This window comes from Stenotrophomonas rhizophila, from assembly GCF_020857975.1.
GTDB lineage: Bacteria > Pseudomonadota > Gammaproteobacteria > Xanthomonadales > Xanthomonadaceae > Stenotrophomonas > Stenotrophomonas rhizophila_C.
Genome location: NZ_JACWUO010000002.1, coordinates 153,683 through 172,731, shown reverse-complemented (window position 1 = coordinate 172,731; position 19,049 = coordinate 153,683). Strand labels below are relative to the sequence as shown.

The following is a 19,049-nucleotide window of genomic DNA, read 5'->3' as shown; positions in this document are numbered from 1 at the left end:
GCCCGCCCGAATCACTTCAGGGTAGCCAGCGGCTGCCCCAGCTGCACGGCATGCTCGGCATCCAGGTGCGGGGCGAAGTCGGCCACGCCCGGCGGCAGCAGGATGATCACGGTGGAGCCGTAGTTGAAGCGGGCCATCTCGGCAAACCGTTCCAACGTGATCCCCTTGCCGCGGTAATCCTTGCGCGTGATCGTATCGCCGTAGGCCGGGATCTCTTCACCGCCCCACACCGTTTCCACACCGGATACCAGCAGCGCGCCGACCATCACCGACACCATCGGGCCGAAATCGGTGTCGAAGTGGCAGACCAGGCGCTCGTTGCGGGCGAACAGGCCGGGCACGGTGTTGACCGCGGCCGGGCCGACGCTGAACAGCCGGCCGGGCACGTGCACGGTTTCGCGCAGGGTGCCGGTCCACGGCATGTGCACGCGGTGGTAGTCCTTGGGCGACAGGTACACGGTGGCGAACAGGCCGTGGTGGAAGACCTCGGCGTCGCCGGCATCGCCGAGCAGTTCGGCGGCGGTGAACGACTGGCCCTTGGCCTGGAAGATGCGGCCGTCCTCGATCGCGCCGAGCTGGCTGATGCGGCCATCGGCGGGCATCACCAGGGTGCGCGGGTCGGGCGCGGGCACGCGGGCGCCGGGTTTGAGGGCGCGGGTGAAGAACTGGTTGAAGGTGGCGTAGCTGCGCGGATCGGGGTTGGCCGCCTCGGCCAGGTTGACGCCGAACTTGGCGGTGACGGTGTCGATCAGCCAGCGCGAGATCCGCGGGTTGCTGGAATACGCGAGCCGGCGCGCCATCGAGGACAGCAGGCGGTGCGGCAGGGCGTAGCTCAGCGTGGTGGTCAGGCTCATGGTGCGGATTTCTCGGTCAGCGTCTGCAGGTCGCGGGCAATGGCCTGCGCATTGAAGGGGGGGCGGATCAGGCCGGCGAGCTTGCCGTCCGGGTCGAGCACGGCCAGGCTGGCCGAATGTTCGAGGGTGTAGTCCTCGGGATTCTCATCAAAATGCTTGCCGGGCACCTTCTGGAAGACGAAACCCAGCGAGGTGGCGAAGCGCTCCAGCGAGGGAATGTCGGCGGTGGCGGCCAGGGTGTCCTTGTGGAAGGCATGCACGTACTCGCCGAGCCGGGCGGGAGTGTCGCGCTCGGGGTCCACGGAGATGAACACCAGGCGCGGGCGCAGGCTTTCGGGCTGGGCCTCCCACTGCTTCTGGGCCTGGGCCAGGTCGGCCAGGGTGGTCGGGCAGACGTCCGGGCAGAACGTGAAGCCCAGGAACACCAGGGTCCAGTGGCCCTTGAGTTCGCCCGGGATCAGGCGGGTGCCGTCGGACTGGCCGAGATTGAAGTCCGGCAGCGGCCGGGCCTGGGGGTAGAAGGTGATCGATTCGGTGGCCGGCCGGTCGCCGGCCGGCGCCGGGGCGAACACCTTCTGGGCCACGACCAGGCCCAGCCCGGCCGCCAGCGCGATGAGCAGGATGATGCCGACATTGCGATTGAACATGGAAAGCCCGTTCCCGGATGGGGCCACCATGATAGGGGTGGCGGCGGCCTGGGTGGTTGTTTTGGGGGTTTGCGGGTTTCTTCTTCCAGGCCAAAGGCAAAGCCAAAGACAGGGGCAACGGCAACAACCGCCAACCCACCCCCAGTACCCCCACCCATGGAAGACCGGGCAGCTGCTGTTGCTTTCAGGCTCTGGCTTCAGGCCCCCACCGCCTGTTTCTTCTGCAACGGATGCTGGCTGGCATGGGGTCGCCTATAATCGAGGGCCACTTTGTCTGTTGCCTTGCCATGACTGCCGAAACGGCCGCCGAACTCCATACGATCATCGACCTGATCCGCTACGGCACCAGCCGTTTCAACGCCGCCGGGCTGACCTTCGGGCACAGCTACGACAATGCCCTGGACGAAGCCACCCAGCTGGTGCTGCACAGCCTGCAACTGCCGCACGACCTCGGCCCGGCCTATGGCGCCGCCCGCGTCACCACCCCGGAAAAGACCGAGGTGCTGGCCCTGTTCGAGCGCCGCATCAACGAGCGCCTGCCCGCCGCCTACCTCACCGGCGAGGCCTGGTTCGCCGGCCTCAGCTTCAAGAGCGACCGCCGCGCGCTGGTGCCGCGCTCGCCGATCGCCGAGCTGATCGAAACCGGTTTCGAGCCCTGGCTGGCCGGCCGCGACGTGCATCGCGCGCTGGACCTGTGCACCGGCTCGGGCTGCATCGCCATCGCCATCGGCCACTACTACCCCAACTGGGAAGTGGACGGCGTGGACCTCAGCGACGACGCCCTGGCCCTGGCGCAGGAGAACAAGGAACGCCTGCAGGCGCACAACGTCACCCTGCTCAAGTCCGACCTGTTCAACGGCCTCACCGGCCGCCATTACGACCTGATCGTCACCAATCCGCCCTACGTCACCAACGATGAGACCGACGCCCTGCCGCAGGAGTACTCCTACGAGCCGGACATGGGCCTGCGTGCCGGTCCCGATGGGCTGGACCTGGTGCTGAAGATCCTGCGCGACGCCCCGCTGCACCTCAGCGAAGACGGCCTGCTGATCTGCGAAGTGGGCGAATCCGAACAGCACCTGATCAAGCTGCTGCCGGAAATCGACTTCGCCTGGATCGAGTTCAAGGTCGGCCAGATGGGCATCTTCGCGGTCGAATGCCGCGAACTGATCGCCCACAGCGCCCGCATCACCGAGCTGGCGGCGCAGCGGCCGTGAGTTCCAACAGTTTCGGCAGACTGCTGACCGTCACCACCTTCGGCGAATCGCACGGTCCGGCGATCGGCTGCGTGATCGACGGCTGCCCGCCGGGGCTGGAGATCGGCGCCGACGAGTTCGCCCACGACCTGCAGCGCCGCGCCACCGGCAAGAGCCGGCATACCTCGGCACGGCGCGAAGCGGACGAGATCGAAATCCTGTCCGGCGTCTACGAAGGGCGCACCACCGGTACCCCGATCGCGCTGCTGATCCGCAACACCGACCAGCGCAGCAAGGATTACAGCAACATCGCCCAGCAGTTCCGCCCCGGCCATGCCGACTACAGCTACTGGCAGAAATACGGCATCCGCGACCCGCGCGGTGGCGGCCGCTCCTCGGCCCGCGAAACCACCATGCGCGTGGCAGCCGGGGTGATCGCCAAGAAGTGGCTGCAGCAGCGTCATGGCGTCACCGTGCGCGGTTACCTCGCCCAGCTGGGCAGCATCACCCCGACCGGGCACGACTGGTCGGCGGTGGAGGACAACCCGTTCTTCTGGCCGGTCGCCGCACAGGTGCCCGCGCTGGAAAGTTATATGGACGCGCTGCGCAAGTCCGGCGACTCGGTCGGCGCGCGCGTCAACGTGGTCGCCGACGGCGTGCCGCCCGGCTGGGGCGAACCGATCTACGGCAAGCTCGATGGCGAACTGGCAGCCGCGCTGATGAGCATCAACGCGGTCAAGGGCGTGGAGATCGGCGACGGCTTCGCCAGCGTCGCCCAGCTTGGCACCGAGCACCGCGACCTGATCAGCCCGGCAGGCTTTGCCAGCAACCACGCCGGCGGCATCCTCGGCGGCATCTCCACCGGCCAGCAGGTCACCGCCTCGATCGTGCTCAAGCCCACCTCCAGCCTGCGCCTGCCCGGTGCCACCGTGGACGCCAGCGGCGCGGCGGTGGAAGTGGTCACCACCGGCCGCCACGACCCCTGCGTGGGCATCCGCGCCGCCCCGATCGCCGAGGCGATGATGGCCCTGGTGCTGATGGACCAGGCCCTGCGCCACCGCGCGCAGTGCGGCGATGTCGGTGAGATCACGCCGCGCATCCCGGGCAGCATCGATGGGTGATCGGCGCCCCAGGGTCTGGGTCAGCCAACCGCTGTTCGACGACGTCGTCGAACCGCTTGGGCAGCATTTCGACCTGACCACCACCGGCGAGGTCACCGCTTACACCCCGCAGCAGCTGGCCGAACAACTGGCCGACGTCGATGGCGCGTTGATCACCCTCAACGAACGCATAGGCGCGGCAGAGATCGCCGCGGCCCCGCGGCTGCGCGCGATCGCCAACGTCGGCGTGGGCTACAACAACCTGGATGTCGACGCGCTCAGCGCCGCCGGCATCCTGGCCAGCAACACCCCCGATGTGCTGACCGAAACCACCGCCGATCTCGGCTTTGCGCTGCTGATGGCTACCGCCCGGCGCATCACCGAGGCCGAACGCTGGCTGCGCGAAGGGCAGTGGGGCCAGTGGTCGTTCCAGACCATGCTCGGCGCCGATATCCACGGCAGCACGCTGGGCATCCTCGGCATGGGCCGGATCGGGCAGGGCATTGCCCGCCGCGGCGCGCTGGGCTTCGGCATGCGCGTGCTGTACCACAACCGCTCGCGCCTGCCGCAGGCCACCGAGGCCGAGGTCGGCGCGCAGTACGTGGACCTGGACACGCTGCTGGCCCAGGCCGACCACCTGCTGCTGGTGCTGCCCTACAACGCCAGCTCGCACCACATCATCGATGCCGCCGCGCTGGCCCGGATGAAGCCCACCGCCACCCTGGTCAACATCGCCCGGGGCGGCATCGTCGATGAGCTGGCGCTGGCCGATGCCCTGGCCAACGGCCGCCTGGCCGCGGCCGGCCTGGACGTGTTCGAAGGCGAACCGAACATACGCCCGGAACTGCTGGCCCTGCGCAACATCGTGCTGACCCCGCATATCGGCAGTGCCAGCCAGGCCACGCGCCGGGCGATGGTGCAGCTGGCGGTGGACAACCTGGTTGCCGCGCTGGGCAAGGGCCCCGATGCCGGCAACCCCCCGAGCGCGATCAACGCCGACGCCGTGAACGCCGCCCTGGCCGGCGCTGCGGGCGCGGTCGCCAAGAAAACCGACGACGCAAAACGATAGGGAACCGCGCCCCCGTTGCGAGGTTCCCCGAACCCAGCCCGTGGCAGCTACCAACCGTTGGTTGGCAGACAAGCATTCCGGTACCCACCGTTGGTGGGTACACACGCAATCAGATTTCGGCAGGTACCCACCGTTGGTGGGTACACATCCACAAGGCACGGCCGCTACCGACCGCTGGTCGGTACCCCCAACAAGAGGTTCCCATGAACAATCCAGATCGTTGTTTCCACGTCGCTGTCGTCGGTGCCACCGGTGCGGTAGGCGAAACCATGCTGGCCATCCTGGCCGAGCGCAACTTCCCGATCGGCACCCTGACCGTGCTGGCCTCCTCGCGCTCGGCTGGCGGTGAGATCGACTACCAGGGCAGCAAGGTCAAGGTGCAGGACCTGGCCGATTTCGACCCGGCCGGCGTGGACATCGCGCTGTTCTCCGCCGGCGGCAGCGTGTCCAAGGAATTCGCCCCGAAGTTCGCCGCCGCCGGTGCGGTGGTGATCGACAACTCCTCGGCGTTCCGTTACGACGATGACGTGCCGCTGGTGGTCTCCGAAGTGAACCCGGAGGCGATCGGCAAGCGTCCGCGCGGGATCATCGCCAACCCGAACTGCTCGACCATGCAGATGCTGGTGGCGCTGGCGCCGCTGCACCGCCAGTACGGCATCGTGCGCATCAACGTGGCTACCTACCAGTCGGTGTCCGGTGGCGGGCGTTCGGCGCTGGAGGAACTGGGCAAGCAGACCGGCCAGCTGCTCAGCTTCCAGCAGATCGACCCGCAGCGTTTCCCGGTGCAGATCGCCTTTAACCTGATCCCGCACATCGACGACTTCCTGGACAACGGCTTCACCAAGGAAGAAATGAAGCTGGTCTGGGAGACCCGCAAGATCCTCGGCGACGACAGCATCCTGGTGAACCCCACCGCCGTGCGCGTGCCGGTGTTCTACGGCCATTCCGAAGCGGTCACCATCGAAACCCGCGACAAGGTCACCCCGGATGCCGCGCGCGAACTGCTGTCGCGCTCGCCGGGCGTGGAAGTGGTGGACAGGCACGAGGCCGGCGGTTACCCGACCCCGGTCACCCATGCCTCCGGCAACGATGCGGTGTACGTGGGCCGCATCCGCGAGGATCTCTCGCACCCGCACGGCCTGAACCTGTGGATCGTCTCGGACAACATCCGCAAGGGTGCCGCGCTCAACGCCGTGCAGCTGGCCGAACTGGTCGCCGCCGAAGGCTGATCGCCGCGCGCCGATGGCATGGGGATGCCATCGGCGCCTGCATTCAATCATCGCCGATCACGGGGGGAGCCGTTATATTGGCCGCCATGAACAAACGGGCTCCGGGCGCCATGCGCCCGCTCAAGTATGTGTCGACCCTGCTGCTGGCCCTGGCCAGCAGCTCGGCCATGGCCCTGGGCCTGGGCGATATCCGGGTCCTGTCCAAACCTGGCCAGCCGTTGCTGGCCGAAATTCCGGTGATCTCGGCCGATCCGTCCGAACTGGAAAACCTGCGGGTGGCGCTGGCCTCGCCGGTCACCTTTGCCCGGGTCGGGCTGGAGCGCCCGGCCGGCCTGGTCAGCGAGCTGCAGTTCGAACTCACCCGCAATGCGCAGGGCAGGGCGGTGGTGCGGGTCAGCACCCAGGCGCCGGTCACCACGCCGTCGCTGAATTTCCTGATCGAAGCCGATTGGGGCCAGGGCCGCCTGGTCCGCGAATATTCGGCCCTGATCGATGCGCCCAACAGCGCGCTGGCCGTGGCCGAACCGGAGATCGTCGCCCCGGCCGGGGCGATGTCCAATGCCATCGTGCGCGAGCCCGACCCTGCGCCTGCCGGGCCGACGGACGCGCCTGCCGCGGTTGCTGCGGCGCCCGCGCCGAGTGTGCCGGCCGTGCCGCGCAACAGCGCACCACGCGCAGCGGCGCCAGCACCAACGGTGGCTGCCGATGGCAGCGTTACCGTGCAGCGCGGCCAGACCTTGTCCCAACTGGCGGGCAACCTGGCGCGCGAGCAGGGCATCAATCGCAACCAGGCGATGATCGCGCTGCTGCGCGCCAATCCGGAGGCATTCATCCGCGGCAACGTCAACCTGCTCAAGCAGGGCGCGGTGCTGCGCAGCCCCGGCAGTGCCGATGCTGCGGCGATCGATGCCGGCGAGGCGGCGGCGATGGTGCGCGAACACACCGCGCAGTGGCGCCAGGCGCGCGCGGCGATTCCGCAGCCGGCCAGCAGCGGCGTAGCCGCCAGCCCCGGCCCGGCCACCGCGCCGGCCGCAGCCAGCGGTGCACGGCTGGAGATCGCCCCGGCGGTCGCGGCCACCGACAACAATGCAGGGACAACCACCGGCACCGCCGCCGGCAGTGAGGGTGACATGCTGGGCAACGAACAACTGCGCCAGGCCAAGGAAGACCTGGCCACCCGCGATGCCGAGATCCAGGAGCTGCGTGGCCGCGTGTCCGAGCTGGAGAAGCTGAAAGAGCAGCAGCAATCGCTGATCGCGATGAAGGACAGCGACCTAGCCGCCGCGCAGCAGCGCCTGGGCCAGGCCCCGGCCGCGCGCGATGCCGGCGGCGGCTGGTACTGGCTGGGCCTGGGCGTGTTGCTGCTGCTGGTGGCCGGTTGGGCCCTGCTGCGCAGGCGCAAACCCTCGCCGTTGCCGCCGCTGCGCCGCGATGGGCTCGATGCCGCCAGCCTGGCCGCCGCCGTGCCGGCCGCCGATTTCATCGACGAACTGGCCGCCCAGCAGGAGCCGGCCGTCGACACCGACAGCGATCTGGAGGTGGGCAGCGCAGCGGACGAGCCGGCCGCGTGGACTGCCGATGGCCTGCGCCGCGAGCCGGTGTTCAGCCTCGAACCGCAGCCCGGCCAACCGGCGGCGCAGGCCGTACACCCCGACATCGACGCCGACACCGCGCACGACGCCCGGGAGGCCGCACCGGCGCCCTACGACGCGCCGCCGGCGCATGCCCTGCAGGCCGCCGCGCAGCCGTCCTACCGTGGCGTGTTCGAATACCCCGCCGATGCCTCCGATGCCGCCGATGCGCCGGTCCAGGCGCAAACCGCCGAGCAACCTGCTGTCCAGGCGCCGGCCGCCGACGCCCTGCAGCCCACCCCGGGCCGCGACCGGCTGGAGCTGGCGATCGCCTACCTGGACCTGGGCGATGCCGAAACCGCGCGTACCCTGCTGCTGGAAGTGATCGGCAGCGCCGACCCGCACAGCCAGGCCCAGGCGCGCGAACTGCTCGGGCGGCTGGGATGAGCGCCGGTCCGGCCAACCGTGAACGGCGCCTGGACTACGTGGAGTTCGCCTCCACCGATCCGGCCGCCAGCCGCGCGTTCTTCAGCACCGTGTTCGGCTGGTCGTTCGTCGACTACGGCCCCGATTACACCGCCTTCGACGATGGCCGCCTGCAGGGCGGCTTCTTCCGCGGCACGCCCGGCACCAGCGCGGCCGGTGCGCCGCTGCTGGTGATCTACGCCCAGGACCTGGCCCCGCTGCTGGCGGCGGTCGGTGCCCACGGTGGGCGCGTGCTCAAACCGGTGTTCTCCTTCCCCGGCGGCAGCCGTTTCCAGTTCCTCGAACCGGGCGGCAATGAACTGGCGGTGTGGTCCGAGCGCGACCCGGCCTGATGCCCCGACCGGCCCGGCCGGTTTCTTCCGACTTACAGAGGTTGACCATGCGCTACGCACTGGGCGTGGAATACGACGGCAGCGAATACAAGGGCTGGCAGCAGCTGGGCGACAGCGGCGGCCCCAGCGTACAGGCCAGCCTGCAGCAGGCGCTGTCCTCAGTGGCCGATGCGCCGATCCAGGTGACCTGCGCCGGGCGTACCGATGCCGGCGTGCACGGGCAATGCCAGGTGGTGCACTTCGACACCGATGCCGTGCGCGACCCGCGCGGCTGGACCCTGGGCACCACCACCCGCCTGCCGCGTTCAATCGCGGTGCGCTGGTGCGTGCCGGTGGCCGGGGATTTCCATGCGCGCTTCTCGGCCCGGGCCCGGCGCTACCGCTACCGCCTGCTCAACCGCCCGGTGCGGCCGGCCTTGAACCGCCAGACCCTGAGCTGGGAGCGCCGCCCGCTGGATGCGGCCTTGATGCATGCCGCCGGCCAGGCACTGCTCGGCGAGCATGATTTCAGCGCCTTCCGCAGCATCCAGTGCGAGGCCCGGCATGCCCGCCGCGAGCTGCAGGCCATCCAGGTCACCCGCCAGGACGAGGTGGTGGAGGTCTGCGTTCAGGCCAATGCATTCCTTCATCACATGGTGCGCAATATCGTCGGTTCATTGATCCTGGTCGGATGTGGGGACAAACCGGTGTCGTGGATGGCCCAGCTGCTGGCCGGCCGCGACCGCACCGTGGCCGGACCGACCGCGCCACCGCAGGGATTGGTATTCGTTGGACCCTTGTACCCCGACAACTGGCAACTGCCCGCCGAGGTCACCTTATGAGCCGCTCTTTCTATCGCACCCGTATCAAGTTCTGCGGCATGACCCGCGCCGGCGATGTGCGCCTGGCCGGCGAGCTGGGCGTGGATGCGGTCGGTTTCATCTTCGCGCGCGACAGCAAGCGGCGGGTGGCGCCGGCCGAGGCCCGCGCGATGCGCCAGGCGATCGCGCCGATGGTCGATGTGGTCGCGCTGTTCCGCGACAACGGCAAGGAGGAGGTGCGCGAAGTGCTGCGCACGGTGCGGCCGACCCTGCTGCAGTTCCATGGCGAGGAAGACGAATCGTTCTGCCGCAGCTTCAACATGCCCTACCTGAAGGCGGTGGCGATGGGCGGCCGTGACGAGGTCAATGCCCGCCAGCTGCAGGTGCGCTTCCCCAGCGCGGCCGGATTCCTGTTCGACAGCCATGCCCCCGGGGGCGGTGGCGGTACCGGGGTCGCCTTCGACTGGACCCGCCTGCCGACCGGCCTGCACCGGCCGTTCCTGCTGGCCGGCGGGATCACCCCGGACAACGTGTTCGACGCGATCGTGGCGACCCTGCCCTGGGGCGTGGACGTGTCCAGCGGGATCGAGACCGAGCCGGGCATCAAGGACGGCTACAAAATGCGCAAGTTCGTCGAAGAAGTCCGCCGCGCCGACTGCCACGAAGCCGGGTAGCTGCCCGCCGTAGGCCCGGCCAAGCCGTTGCCGACAGCCTGCCAGCCTTGCCGCACAAAGGCTGGAGGTGCGGCTATGGGCGCACGGCTGGATTTCACGTAGCATCCACAGGACAGGGCGCGGCCGGTGAGGCGCGCAGTCGCGGGAAGCCGGAGCGCTTCCCACAGGAGGCGGCCGGCACGGCTGGCCGCCATTGCAGGGAAGACACGGCATGAATGAATTCCTCACTGTCGCGCTGACGTTCCCCACGCTGCCCTACAGCATCGTGCTGGCATTTTCCGTGCTGTACTGGCTTCTGGCCGCGCTGGGCGTGGTCGACCACGGCAGCGGCGGGCATGGCCTGGACCTGCAGCTTGGCGATGATGGCCTGCACGGCATTTCCGGCATGTTCTCGCGGCTGGGCCTGGGCGGTGCGCCGGTCATGCTGGTGATCGCGCTGCTGGCCTTCTTTGGCTGGACCGTCACCTATTTCGTCCACCTGCTGCTGTTGCAGCCATTGCCGGCCACGCTGCGCTGGCTGGCCGGCAGCGCGACCGCCGTACTGGCCCTGCTGCCTGCGATCCCGTTGACCATCCTGGTGCTGCGCCCGGTGCGGCGCCTGCTGCTGCGTCTGCGCCCGGTGGCACAGGCCTCGCTGCTGGGCCGGGTCGGCGTGGTCGCCTCACCGCAGGTCACCGCACAGGTTGGCCATGCCAACGTCGATGACGGCGGCGCAGGGTTGATCCTGCAGGTGCGCATCGGTGGCGGTGAGCCGCTGGCCCGCGGCGAACGGGTGGTGCTGCTGGATTACCTGCCCCAACACAATCATTACCTGGTGGCCCGCGAACAGGACCACCCCACGCTTTCGTTCCACGCCAGCCTGATTCCGGGCGATAAGGAGATCCATCGATGAGTTTTGCGACCTTGGCCCCGTTCGTGATCGGGGTCGGCATTCTGCTGGTCCTTCTTCTCGGCCTCGCCGGGCTGTTCAAGGCTTTCTACCGCAAGGTCGACCAGGGCGTGGCGCTGATCGTCAACGACATGAGTTCCCAGCCCAAGGTGCACTTCACCGGTGCGCTGATCATCCCGGTGCTGTACCGCGCCGAGCTGATGCGGATCAGCCTGATCACCATGCAGATCGACCGTCGCGGCAAGGAAGGCCTGATCTGCCGGGACAACATGCGCGCCGACATCGCCGTGGCGTTCTACCTGCGCGTCAATGAAACCCAGGCCGACGTACTGCGCGTGGCCAAGGCGATCGGCGCCGACCGCGCCTCGGACAAGCATGCGGTCGATGAGCTGTTCAATGCCAAGTTCTCCGAAGCGTTGAAGACGGTCGGCAAGAAGTTCGACTTCACCGAATTGTTCGAAAAACGCCAGGAATTCCGCGACGAGATCATCGCGGTGATCGGCAACGACCTCAATGGCTATGCGCTGGAAGACGTGGCCATCGACTACCTGGAGCAGACCCCCAAGTCGCTGCTGGACCAGAACAACATCCTCGATGCCCAGGGCATCCGCAAGATTACCGAGTTGACCGCCACCCAGAACGTGGTGACCAACGAGCTGGAACAGAACGAAAAGCTGGCCATCACCAAGAAGAACGTCGAGGCGCGCGAGGCGTTGCTGGCGCTGGAACGCCAGCAGGCCGAGGCCGAGGCGCGGCAGAAGCGCGAGATCGAAACCATCCGGGCGCGCGAGGAAGCCGAGACCGCCAAGGTCCAGGAAGAGCAGCGCCTGGTGTCCGAGCAGGCGCGCATCGAAGCGCAGGAAGTGATCGAAATCCGCGAGCAGAACCGCATGCGCGAAGTCGAAGTGGCCGAGCAGAACCGCCAACGCGCGGTGGCGATCGAATCCGAACGGGTCGAGCGCGCGCGCCAGCTGGAGCAGGTCACCACCCAGCGCGAAGTGCAGCTGCAGGGCGTGGAGCGCGACAAGGTGGTGGAGTCGGGCAAGATGGACGTGGCCAACATCACCCGCGAACGCATCGCCATCGACAAGACCGTGGCGCAGGAAGAAGAACGCATCAAGGAAGTGCGTGAGGTTTCCGAGGCCGACCGCCTCAAGCAGGTGTTGATCCTGGACGCTGAAGGCAAGGCGCAGGAACTGCTGGTGCGCCAGGTCAAGCAGGCCCTGGCCGGGGAGACCGCGGCCAAGCACCGCGCGGTGGAAATCACCACGCTGGCCCAGGCCGAACACGAAGCGGCCGGCAAGCAGGCCGAAGCCAAACGCCTGCTCGCTGACGGTACCCGTGCCGAACAGGCCGCCCCGGGCCTGGCCGAAGCGCAGGTGCGCGAAGCCTCCGCGCTGGCGATCGAAAAGGTCGGCATCGCCGAGGCAAGGGTGATCGAAGCCAAGGCCGAGGCCCACCTCAAGCAGGGCACCAACGAGGCGCGGGTGCTGGCCGAGAACCTGCAGGCGCAGGCCAAGGGCGAAGAGCAGATGGGCCTTGCCCGCGCCACCGCGACCGAATCGCTCGGCGGCGCCGAGGCCGGCGTGGTGCAGAAGAAGCTGCTGGCCGAAGCCGAAGGCCTGGTCCGCAAGTTCGAGGCGATCGCCTCGCTCAGCGACAGCGCACGCGGCCACGAAGAGTTCCGCATGATGCTCGACAACAGCCTCAAGCAGGCGCTGGCCTCGATCGAAGCCGGCAAGGAAGTCTCGCGCGAGAACGCCGGGGTGATCGCCAGCGCGCTGGCCAACGCCGACATCGACCTGGTCGGCGGCGACGGTGGCATGTTCGAGAACCTGATCAAGGCCGTGTCGCTGGGCAAGTCGATCGAGGGCCTGGCCGACAAGAGCCCGATCGTGCAGGACCTGATGCAGCGGTATCTGGGCGTGACGGCGCGCCAGGACAGCCCGCGCAAGCTCACCGAACAGCCCGCCGAGGCAGTGCCCAGCGTGACCGCCGCTGTGGTCGAAACGCGCTGAGTCCAGCGTCCCGAACAGGCGGTGGCCGCTGGCCGCCGCCGCGTCATCACCGGCCGGCTCGCCCGGCCGGTTGTCCGTGAGCCGGAAGGAAGCCGATGTCCGATACCGCCAACCATCCCGACCCATCCGCAGCCGATGCCACTGCCACTGCCGCCAGCGTCGACCAGGCTGTCGCCCAGGGCGGCGCCTATGAAGTACTGCGCCGCCGCCTGGTCGAGCAGGGCAGTGGCCTGCGCGGCATTGCCGACGCACTGAACCGGCAGCGCCTGGCCGAATTCGGCGACAGCCGGCTGGAAGTCACCGGCCGCTTCCGCATCCGCAGCGAGAACAACTGCGTCGGCCGCGACATCGTGCAGGTCGGCCCGGACCTGCTGCTGTTCGGCTACAACGTGTTCATCGGCCTGAAAACCCAGACCCGGGTCGAGGACGTGTTCGGCCTGTACCGGTTGGTGCAGGCCGAGGACGGCTACGACGTGGTGCCGGTCGAGGCCAAGGGCAGCTTCCTGGCCCAGCCGGCTTTCGTGCACGACTTCGGCGAGCTGTACGCCTATTACAAGCACGCACGCCTGCTGCAGCTGATCGTGATCGGCGACAAGCTGCTGGCCGCGTTCCAGATCGGCGAACGCAGCAGCGATGTGCGCGTGTTCCGCTGGGCGCTGGCCCGCGATGGCGCCCTTACCTACCTCGATGCCCGTGGCGAGCGCGATATCGCCCTGCCGCCGCCGTTCGATTTCGAATGGACCCGGGCCACCCGCGACATGGCGGTCAACGGCCGCCATGCGCACCTGAACATCCTCGATACCCTGTTCGTGGAAACCACCGGCGGCGATCTCACCATCAAGGTCGAGAACAACACCGAAAGCGGGCAGGGCGTCTACAGCGAACCGGTCGAGGACAGCACCCAGTCGCTGGACGACGCGCAGTTCGACTTCGCCCGGGTCGGCTCGCTGATCCTGCTCAAGGTGCTGCCCTATCGCGAAACGGTCTGGCGTGGCCTGATCTACAACACGCTGACCGGCAACATCACCCGCAACGATGCGATCGTGCAGGCCTGCGTGCAGCTGCCCGAAGACCACGGCATCATCTTCCCCGGCGGCTACTACCTGCAGAGCGGCGAGCACAAGGCGTTCGACGCGGCGATGGACGGCATGCAGTTCAAGCGTGCCATCCGCTCGCCCAATGGCGAGGACATGCTGTACATCTTCTACGAGCGCGAAGGCGGGCGCTCGGCGCTGTTTGTCTACAACACTATCCAGCGGGTGCTGCAGAACCCGGTGTTCGGCCATGGCTATGCGTTCCTGCACGACGGGCGCATGGTGCTGTTCCATGCCGAAGGCAGCGAGCCTACCCGCATCCACGCCATGCAGGTCTGGCAGACCCCGTTCAGCAGCGACGAGTTCGCCGCCAGCCGGCCGCCCGGCAATACGTTCATGGGCCGGATCGGCAACGCCGAACTGGTCCGCGGCATCTCCAACCTGTTCGACCTGGCCCGCACCATCGAAGGCGACGACGTCTCGGTGCAGCGTTACCAACGCTTGGTGCAGGACACCCGGCGGCTGTTCGACGCCCACCATTGGCTGGACGATGCGCAGTGCGGCGGCGCGGTCAGCCTGTTGCGGCAGATCAGCAGCACCGGCGAATCGGTGCTGGACGAATACGAGAAAGTGCAGTCGATCCGGCAGCAGTCGGCGCAGGCCATGGCCCAGGCCCAGGTCGCGCAGAAGGCGCTGCTGACCCGGCTGCAGCCGGAGAATTGGACCCAGGTGCAGGAATTCGTCGAGGCGCTCAATGCGATCTCGACCCAGCGCGGCCAGTTGCTGACCATCCGCGACTACCGCTACATCGACACCGGCCTGATCGATGCAATGACCACCGCGCTGCAGCAGGCGCACGACAGCATCGGCGCGGCCACCGGTGCGTTCCTGGCCGGCGACGCCGCGCTGGCCCCGCTGGGCGAGCGCCTGCAGGCGCTGGACGCCGCCGCCCAGCAGGCCGGGAGCGCGCGCGTGCTGGACGAGCAGTTGGCCGGCATGCGCGCCATGTCGGCCGATCTGGACATGCTGTCCGAGCTGATGGCCGGGCTGAAGGTGGACGATGCCACCGCCCGCACCCGGGTGGTGGAGGCGATCTCGGCGGTGTATGCGCGGTTGAACCAGACCCGCGCGCGCGCAGAACAGCGCCGCCGCACGCTGGGCTCGGCCGAGGCGGTGGCCCAGTTCGCCGCGCAGTTCGCGCTGTTCTCCCAGGCCATCACCAGTGCGCTGGCGATGGCCACCGATCCCGAGCGCGCCGATGAACAGATGTCGCGCCTGCTGGTGCAACTGGAGGAACTGGAAAGCCAGTTCGGCGAGCACGAGCAGTTCCTCGGCGATATCCTGGCCAAGCGCGAGGAGCTGATCGAGGCGTTCGAAGCGCACAAGCAGATGCTGCTGGACGAGCGCCAGCGCAAGGCGCGCTCGGTGCTGGATGCGGCCACCCGCATCCTGGACGGGCTGGCCAAGCGCACCGAGCGGTTCGGCAACAGCGACGAACTCAATGCGTTCTTCGCCGGCGACCCGCTGATCCTCAAGCTGCGCGAACTGGCGCAGCGCCTGCGCGACCTGCGCGACAGCGTCAAGGCCGATGACATCGAGTCGCGCCTGAAGGGCGTGCGCGACCAGGCCGTGCGCGCGCTGCGCGACCGCAGCGAGCTGTTCGAGGCCGGCGGCAACGTGGTGCGGCTGGGGCCGCGGCACCGCTTCAGCGTCAACACCCAGCCGCTGGACCTGACCCTGCTGCCGCGTGGCGATGAACTGGCGATCCACCTGACCGGCACCGACTTCCTGGAGACCCTGCAGGATCCCGAACTGACTGCGCTCAAGGCGTATTGGCACCTCAGCCTGGATTCGGAATCGCCGTCGCTGTATCGCGGCGAATACCTGGCCGGCTGCGTGCTGCAGGCAGCCATGGACGGCCGCGACGGACTGGACCTGGCCGCCCTGCAGCACGCCACCGCCGAACCGGAGGCACTGGACCGCCTGGTGCGCGATTTCGCCGCACCGCGTTACCGCGAAGGCTATGAGCGCGGCATCCACGACCACGACGCCACGACCATCCTGCGCGCGCTGCTGCCGCTGCAGCAGGCCGCCGGCACGCTGCTGCATGCGCCGCGCGCACGGGCGTTGGCGATGCTGTTCTGGGCCGCCTGCCAGCGCCGCGACGACGTCCTGCAATGGCCGGCGCGGCAGGCCGGTGCCGATGCGATTGCCCGGCTGTTCGGCTCGGGCGAGGGCCAGCAGGCCTTGCGCGCGGAGATGACCACGGCCTTGGCCGCGTTCAGCGATCAGGCCACGTTGCCGTTCGACCCCACCGACCACGCCGCCGCGGCGGCCTACCTGGGCGAGGAAATGGCCGCCGGTGAACCGGTGTTCGCCAGCAGCCGCTATGCCCTGGCCCTGATCGAGGCGCTGGGCCAGCAGTTGCAGGCCGCCGGCCAGCGCGAGGCGCTGGAGCGCGCGCTGCTGCGCGAGCAGGACGGGTTGGCGGCGCGCTGGGCGCTGGCCGGGCAATGGTTGCGCGCACTGTGCCGCATGCCCGGCCTGCTCGACCACGCCGGTTATGCCGACGAAGCGGCCGCGCTGCTGCTGGTGCAGCGCGCATTGCGTACCCGCGCCAGCGACACCGCACTGCTGGTCACCGTCGAGGGCCTGCTTGGCGAACACCCGCGCATCGTGCAGGGGCGGCTGTCGCTGGCGCTGGATGATTTCCTGGCCCGCCTGCAGCAGCACACCGGTGTGTTCGTGCCGGCCTTCCACGCCTACCAGGCGGTCCGCCAGCGCATCGTCAGCCGTGAACGCGATGCGCTGCGGCTGTCCGAGTTCAAGGCCCGGCCGCTGTCCTCGTTCGTGCGCAACAAGCTGATCAACGACGTCTACTTGGGCGTGATCGGTGACAACCTGGCCAAGCAAATGGGCACGGTCGGCGAAAACAAGCGCAGCGACCTGATGGGCCTGCTGATGATGATCTCACCGCCGGGCTACGGTAAAACCACCCTGATGGAATACGTGGCGCACCGGTTGGGCCTGGTCTTCATGAAGATCAACGGCCCGGCGCTGGGCCATGAGGTGCGCTCGCTGGATCCGGACCAGGCGCCGGATGCCACCTCGCGGCAGGAGCTGGAAAAGCTCAATCTGGCGCTGGAGATGGGCAACAACACCATGCTGTATGTCGATGACATACAGCACACCCATCCCGAATTTCTGCAGAAGTTCATCTCGCTGTGCGACGGTACCCGCCGCATCGAAGGCGTGTGGCGCGGGCGCACCCGCACCTACGACATGCGCGGCAAGAAGTTCTGCGTGGTGATGGCCGGCAACCCGTATACCGAATCCGGCGAAGTGTTCAAGATTCCGGACATGCTGGCCAACCGTGCCGACATCTACAATCTCGGCGACGTGCTCGGCGGCATGGAAGATGCCTTCACCCTGAGCTACATCGAAAACAGCCTGACCTCCAACCCGGTGCTGGCCCCGCTGGCCACCCGCGACATGGCCGACCTGTACCTGCTGGTCGAGCGCGCGATGGGCAAGGAGGTTTCCACCAACGCGCTCAGCCACGCCTACAGCGGCGCGGAGATCAATGAGATCGTGGCTACCCTGCAGCGCATGCTGCGCGTGCGCGAGGTGGTCTATCGGGTCAACCAGCAGTACATCGCCAGTGCCGCGCAGGATGACCGTTACCGCACCGAGCCACCGTTCCGGCTGCAGGGCAGCTACCGCAACATGAACAAGCTGTCGGAGAAGATCTCGCCGGTGATGAACGAAGCCGAGCTGCAGCAGCTGGTGTCGGACCATTACCAGGGCGAGGCGCAGCTGCTGACCACCGGCGCCGAGGAAAACCTGCTCAAGCTGGCCGAACTGCGCGGCCTGCTGCAGAGTGCCGAGCTGGAGCGGTGGCAGCAGATCAAGCGCGATTTCCTGCGCAACAAGGCGATGGGCGCCGACGACAGCGATGTCGGCGGGCGCGTGGTGGCGCAGCTGGCCGATATCGCCGGCGCGCTGCAGTTGCCACCGCCCACCCCCTTGGCCACGCCCGAGCCGGCACCCTGGCCGGCCTTGCTGGCCGCGCTGGAGCGCCTGTCGGCGGCCCGTGCCACGCCGGCGCCGGTGGCTGCCGCCGCACCTGCACCGGCCGAGCCGCTGGCGGCCGGCCTGCAGGCCGGATTGGCGCCGCTGCTGCAGTTGCTGGGGCAATCGCACCAGCAGCAGGTGCGCACCGGTGAAACCCTGGCGTTGCTGGCCGGTTGGGTGCGCCAGCAGATGGATGCCGAACCGGTGGCCCGCCAGCGCCCGCGCGCGCGGCGCGCGACCACGCCGGAAGAACGTGCACTGGATGAAGCCCTGATGCGCCACTTCTACGGCGAGGCGGCGCTGCTGCCAGGCACCGACACGCCGGTGGGCGACGACCCCCGATGAATATGGCATTGCCGCCACCGCCTGCAGCCGCGCAGGCCGGCGCGCAGCCGGTGGCGGCCCTGGCCGCCTATGGGCAGCCGTTGCTGCAGGCCATCGCACAGCAGGCAGGCGGGCAGGGCGCGGCCGGGCCGGGCGGCGCCGGCGAGTTGATCGCGGCACTGGCGTCGATTGCACTGGCCCTGCAGTCGGCCGATCCGGCGCGGTTGCGCCGGCAGACCGGTTGGTGGGGCCGGTTGCTTGGCCGCGATGTCGAACGCCAGCTCGATGCCGATGCGCTGCAACCGCAACTGGGCGTGCTGCTGGTACGTGCGCAGGACAGTGCCGTCCGCCTGCAGGCCGACAGCGCGCAGCGCCAGGGCGCGATCGCCGCCAGCGAACAGGCCGCGTTGGCGCTGCAGCAGTGGATCGCCGCCGGCAGCGCGCTGCTGCCCGCGGTGGCCGATGCACAGGCGCACGCCGTGCTCGCACAGCGCCTGGACCACCTGCGCCGGTTGGCCGCCCTGCAGCGCAGCGAAGCAGCCCAATGGCAACTGCTGCAGGCGCAGGACGACGCCCTGCTGGCGCGCTTCCGGCGCATCGCCGAGGTGTTGCTGCCGGCCTGGAAACAGGCGGCGCTGGCCCGGCACGTACAGGACCAGGCCGTCCACGACCGGCAGGCCGCGCAGCTGCAGGCGCAGATCGCCGCCGAGGTGGCCGCAGCGCAGGCTAGACTCCCGTGAACCACTTGCCCT

Annotated in this window: 14 protein-coding genes; 12 read left to right on the top strand and 2 right to left on the bottom strand. The window is 68.6% G+C overall.

The window, feature by feature from the left end; all coding sequences use genetic code 11:
• Nucleotides 1-11: 11 nt before the first annotated feature.
• Both asd and IC535_RS02735 read right to left on the bottom strand, forming a co-directional pair.
• Complete coding sequence (gene asd / locus IC535_RS02740) at nucleotides 12-854, bottom strand: archaetidylserine decarboxylase (protein ID WP_228884355.1); 843 nt, start codon at nucleotides 852-854, stop codon at nucleotides 12-14.
• Entirely contained in the window at nucleotides 851-1,501 is a 651-nt protein-coding gene (locus tag IC535_RS02735; RefSeq protein ID WP_228884356.1) for an SCO family protein, read from the bottom strand. Before IC535_RS02735 ends, asd begins: the two co-directional genes overlap by 4 nt.
• 287 nt (nucleotides 1,502-1,788) lie before the next feature.
• On the opposite strand from IC535_RS02735, the gene prmB reads away from it, so the two are divergent.
• The 12 genes from prmB to IC535_RS02670 all read left to right on the top strand — a co-directional run bounded on the left by prmB (nucleotide 1,789) and on the right by IC535_RS02670 (nucleotide 19,037).
• On the top strand, nucleotides 1,789-2,718 hold the full coding sequence (gene prmB, locus IC535_RS02730) for a 50S ribosomal protein L3 N(5)-glutamine methyltransferase (protein ID WP_228884357.1): 930 nt from the start codon (nucleotides 1,789-1,791) through the stop codon (nucleotides 2,716-2,718).
• Entirely contained in the window at nucleotides 2,715-3,818 is a 1,104-nt protein-coding gene (gene aroC, locus IC535_RS02725; protein ID WP_228884358.1) for a chorismate synthase, read from the top strand. Before prmB ends, aroC begins: the two co-directional genes overlap by 4 nt.
• On the top strand, nucleotides 3,811-4,866 hold the full coding sequence (locus IC535_RS02720) for a 2-hydroxyacid dehydrogenase (protein ID WP_228884359.1): 1,056 nt from the start codon (nucleotides 3,811-3,813) through the stop codon (nucleotides 4,864-4,866). The genes aroC and IC535_RS02720 overlap by 8 nt, the downstream gene beginning before the upstream one ends.
• A 203-nt stretch (nucleotides 4,867-5,069) precedes the next feature.
• A complete protein-coding gene (locus IC535_RS02715) occupies nucleotides 5,070-6,095 on the top strand; it encodes an aspartate-semialdehyde dehydrogenase (protein WP_228884360.1) in 1,026 nt (341 codons plus the stop codon).
• 86 nt (nucleotides 6,096-6,181) lie between these two features.
• The gene (locus IC535_RS02710) at nucleotides 6,182-8,113 is read left to right on the top strand and encodes a FimV/HubP family polar landmark protein (protein ID WP_228884361.1); all 1,932 of its coding nucleotides are present in this window, start codon (nucleotides 6,182-6,184) and stop codon (nucleotides 8,111-8,113) included.
• Nucleotides 8,110-8,484: a VOC family protein gene (locus tag IC535_RS02705; RefSeq protein ID WP_228884362.1), complete on the top strand. Its 375-nt coding sequence runs from the start codon at nucleotides 8,110-8,112 to the stop codon at nucleotides 8,482-8,484. Before IC535_RS02710 ends, IC535_RS02705 begins: the two co-directional genes overlap by 4 nt.
• A 47-nt stretch (nucleotides 8,485-8,531) precedes the next feature.
• A complete protein-coding gene (gene truA, locus IC535_RS02700; protein WP_228884363.1) occupies nucleotides 8,532-9,305 on the top strand; it encodes a tRNA pseudouridine(38-40) synthase TruA in 774 nt (257 codons plus the stop codon).
• Nucleotides 9,302-9,958, top strand: coding sequence for a phosphoribosylanthranilate isomerase (locus tag IC535_RS02695; protein WP_228884364.1), 657 nt, complete (start codon nucleotides 9,302-9,304; stop codon nucleotides 9,956-9,958). The genes truA and IC535_RS02695 overlap by 4 nt, the downstream gene beginning before the upstream one ends.
• Before the next feature lie 211 nt (nucleotides 9,959-10,169).
• Nucleotides 10,170-10,850, top strand: coding sequence for a YqiJ family protein (locus IC535_RS02690; RefSeq protein WP_228884365.1), 681 nt, complete (start codon nucleotides 10,170-10,172; stop codon nucleotides 10,848-10,850).
• On the top strand, nucleotides 10,847-12,865 hold the full coding sequence (locus IC535_RS02685; RefSeq protein ID WP_228884366.1) for a flotillin family protein: 2,019 nt from the start codon (nucleotides 10,847-10,849) through the stop codon (nucleotides 12,863-12,865). The genes IC535_RS02690 and IC535_RS02685 overlap by 4 nt, the downstream gene beginning before the upstream one ends.
• A gap of 95 nt (nucleotides 12,866-12,960) precedes the next feature.
• Nucleotides 12,961-18,318 (top strand): DNA repair ATPase, encoded by a 5,358-nt coding sequence (locus IC535_RS02680; RefSeq protein ID WP_267472842.1) that lies wholly within the window; start codon nucleotides 12,961-12,963, stop codon nucleotides 18,316-18,318.
• Nucleotides 18,315-19,037 (top strand): hypothetical protein, encoded by a 723-nt coding sequence (locus tag IC535_RS02670; protein WP_228884367.1) that lies wholly within the window; start codon nucleotides 18,315-18,317, stop codon nucleotides 19,035-19,037. Before IC535_RS02680 ends, IC535_RS02670 begins: the two co-directional genes overlap by 4 nt.
• The last annotated feature ends 12 nt before the right edge of the window (nucleotides 19,038-19,049 follow it).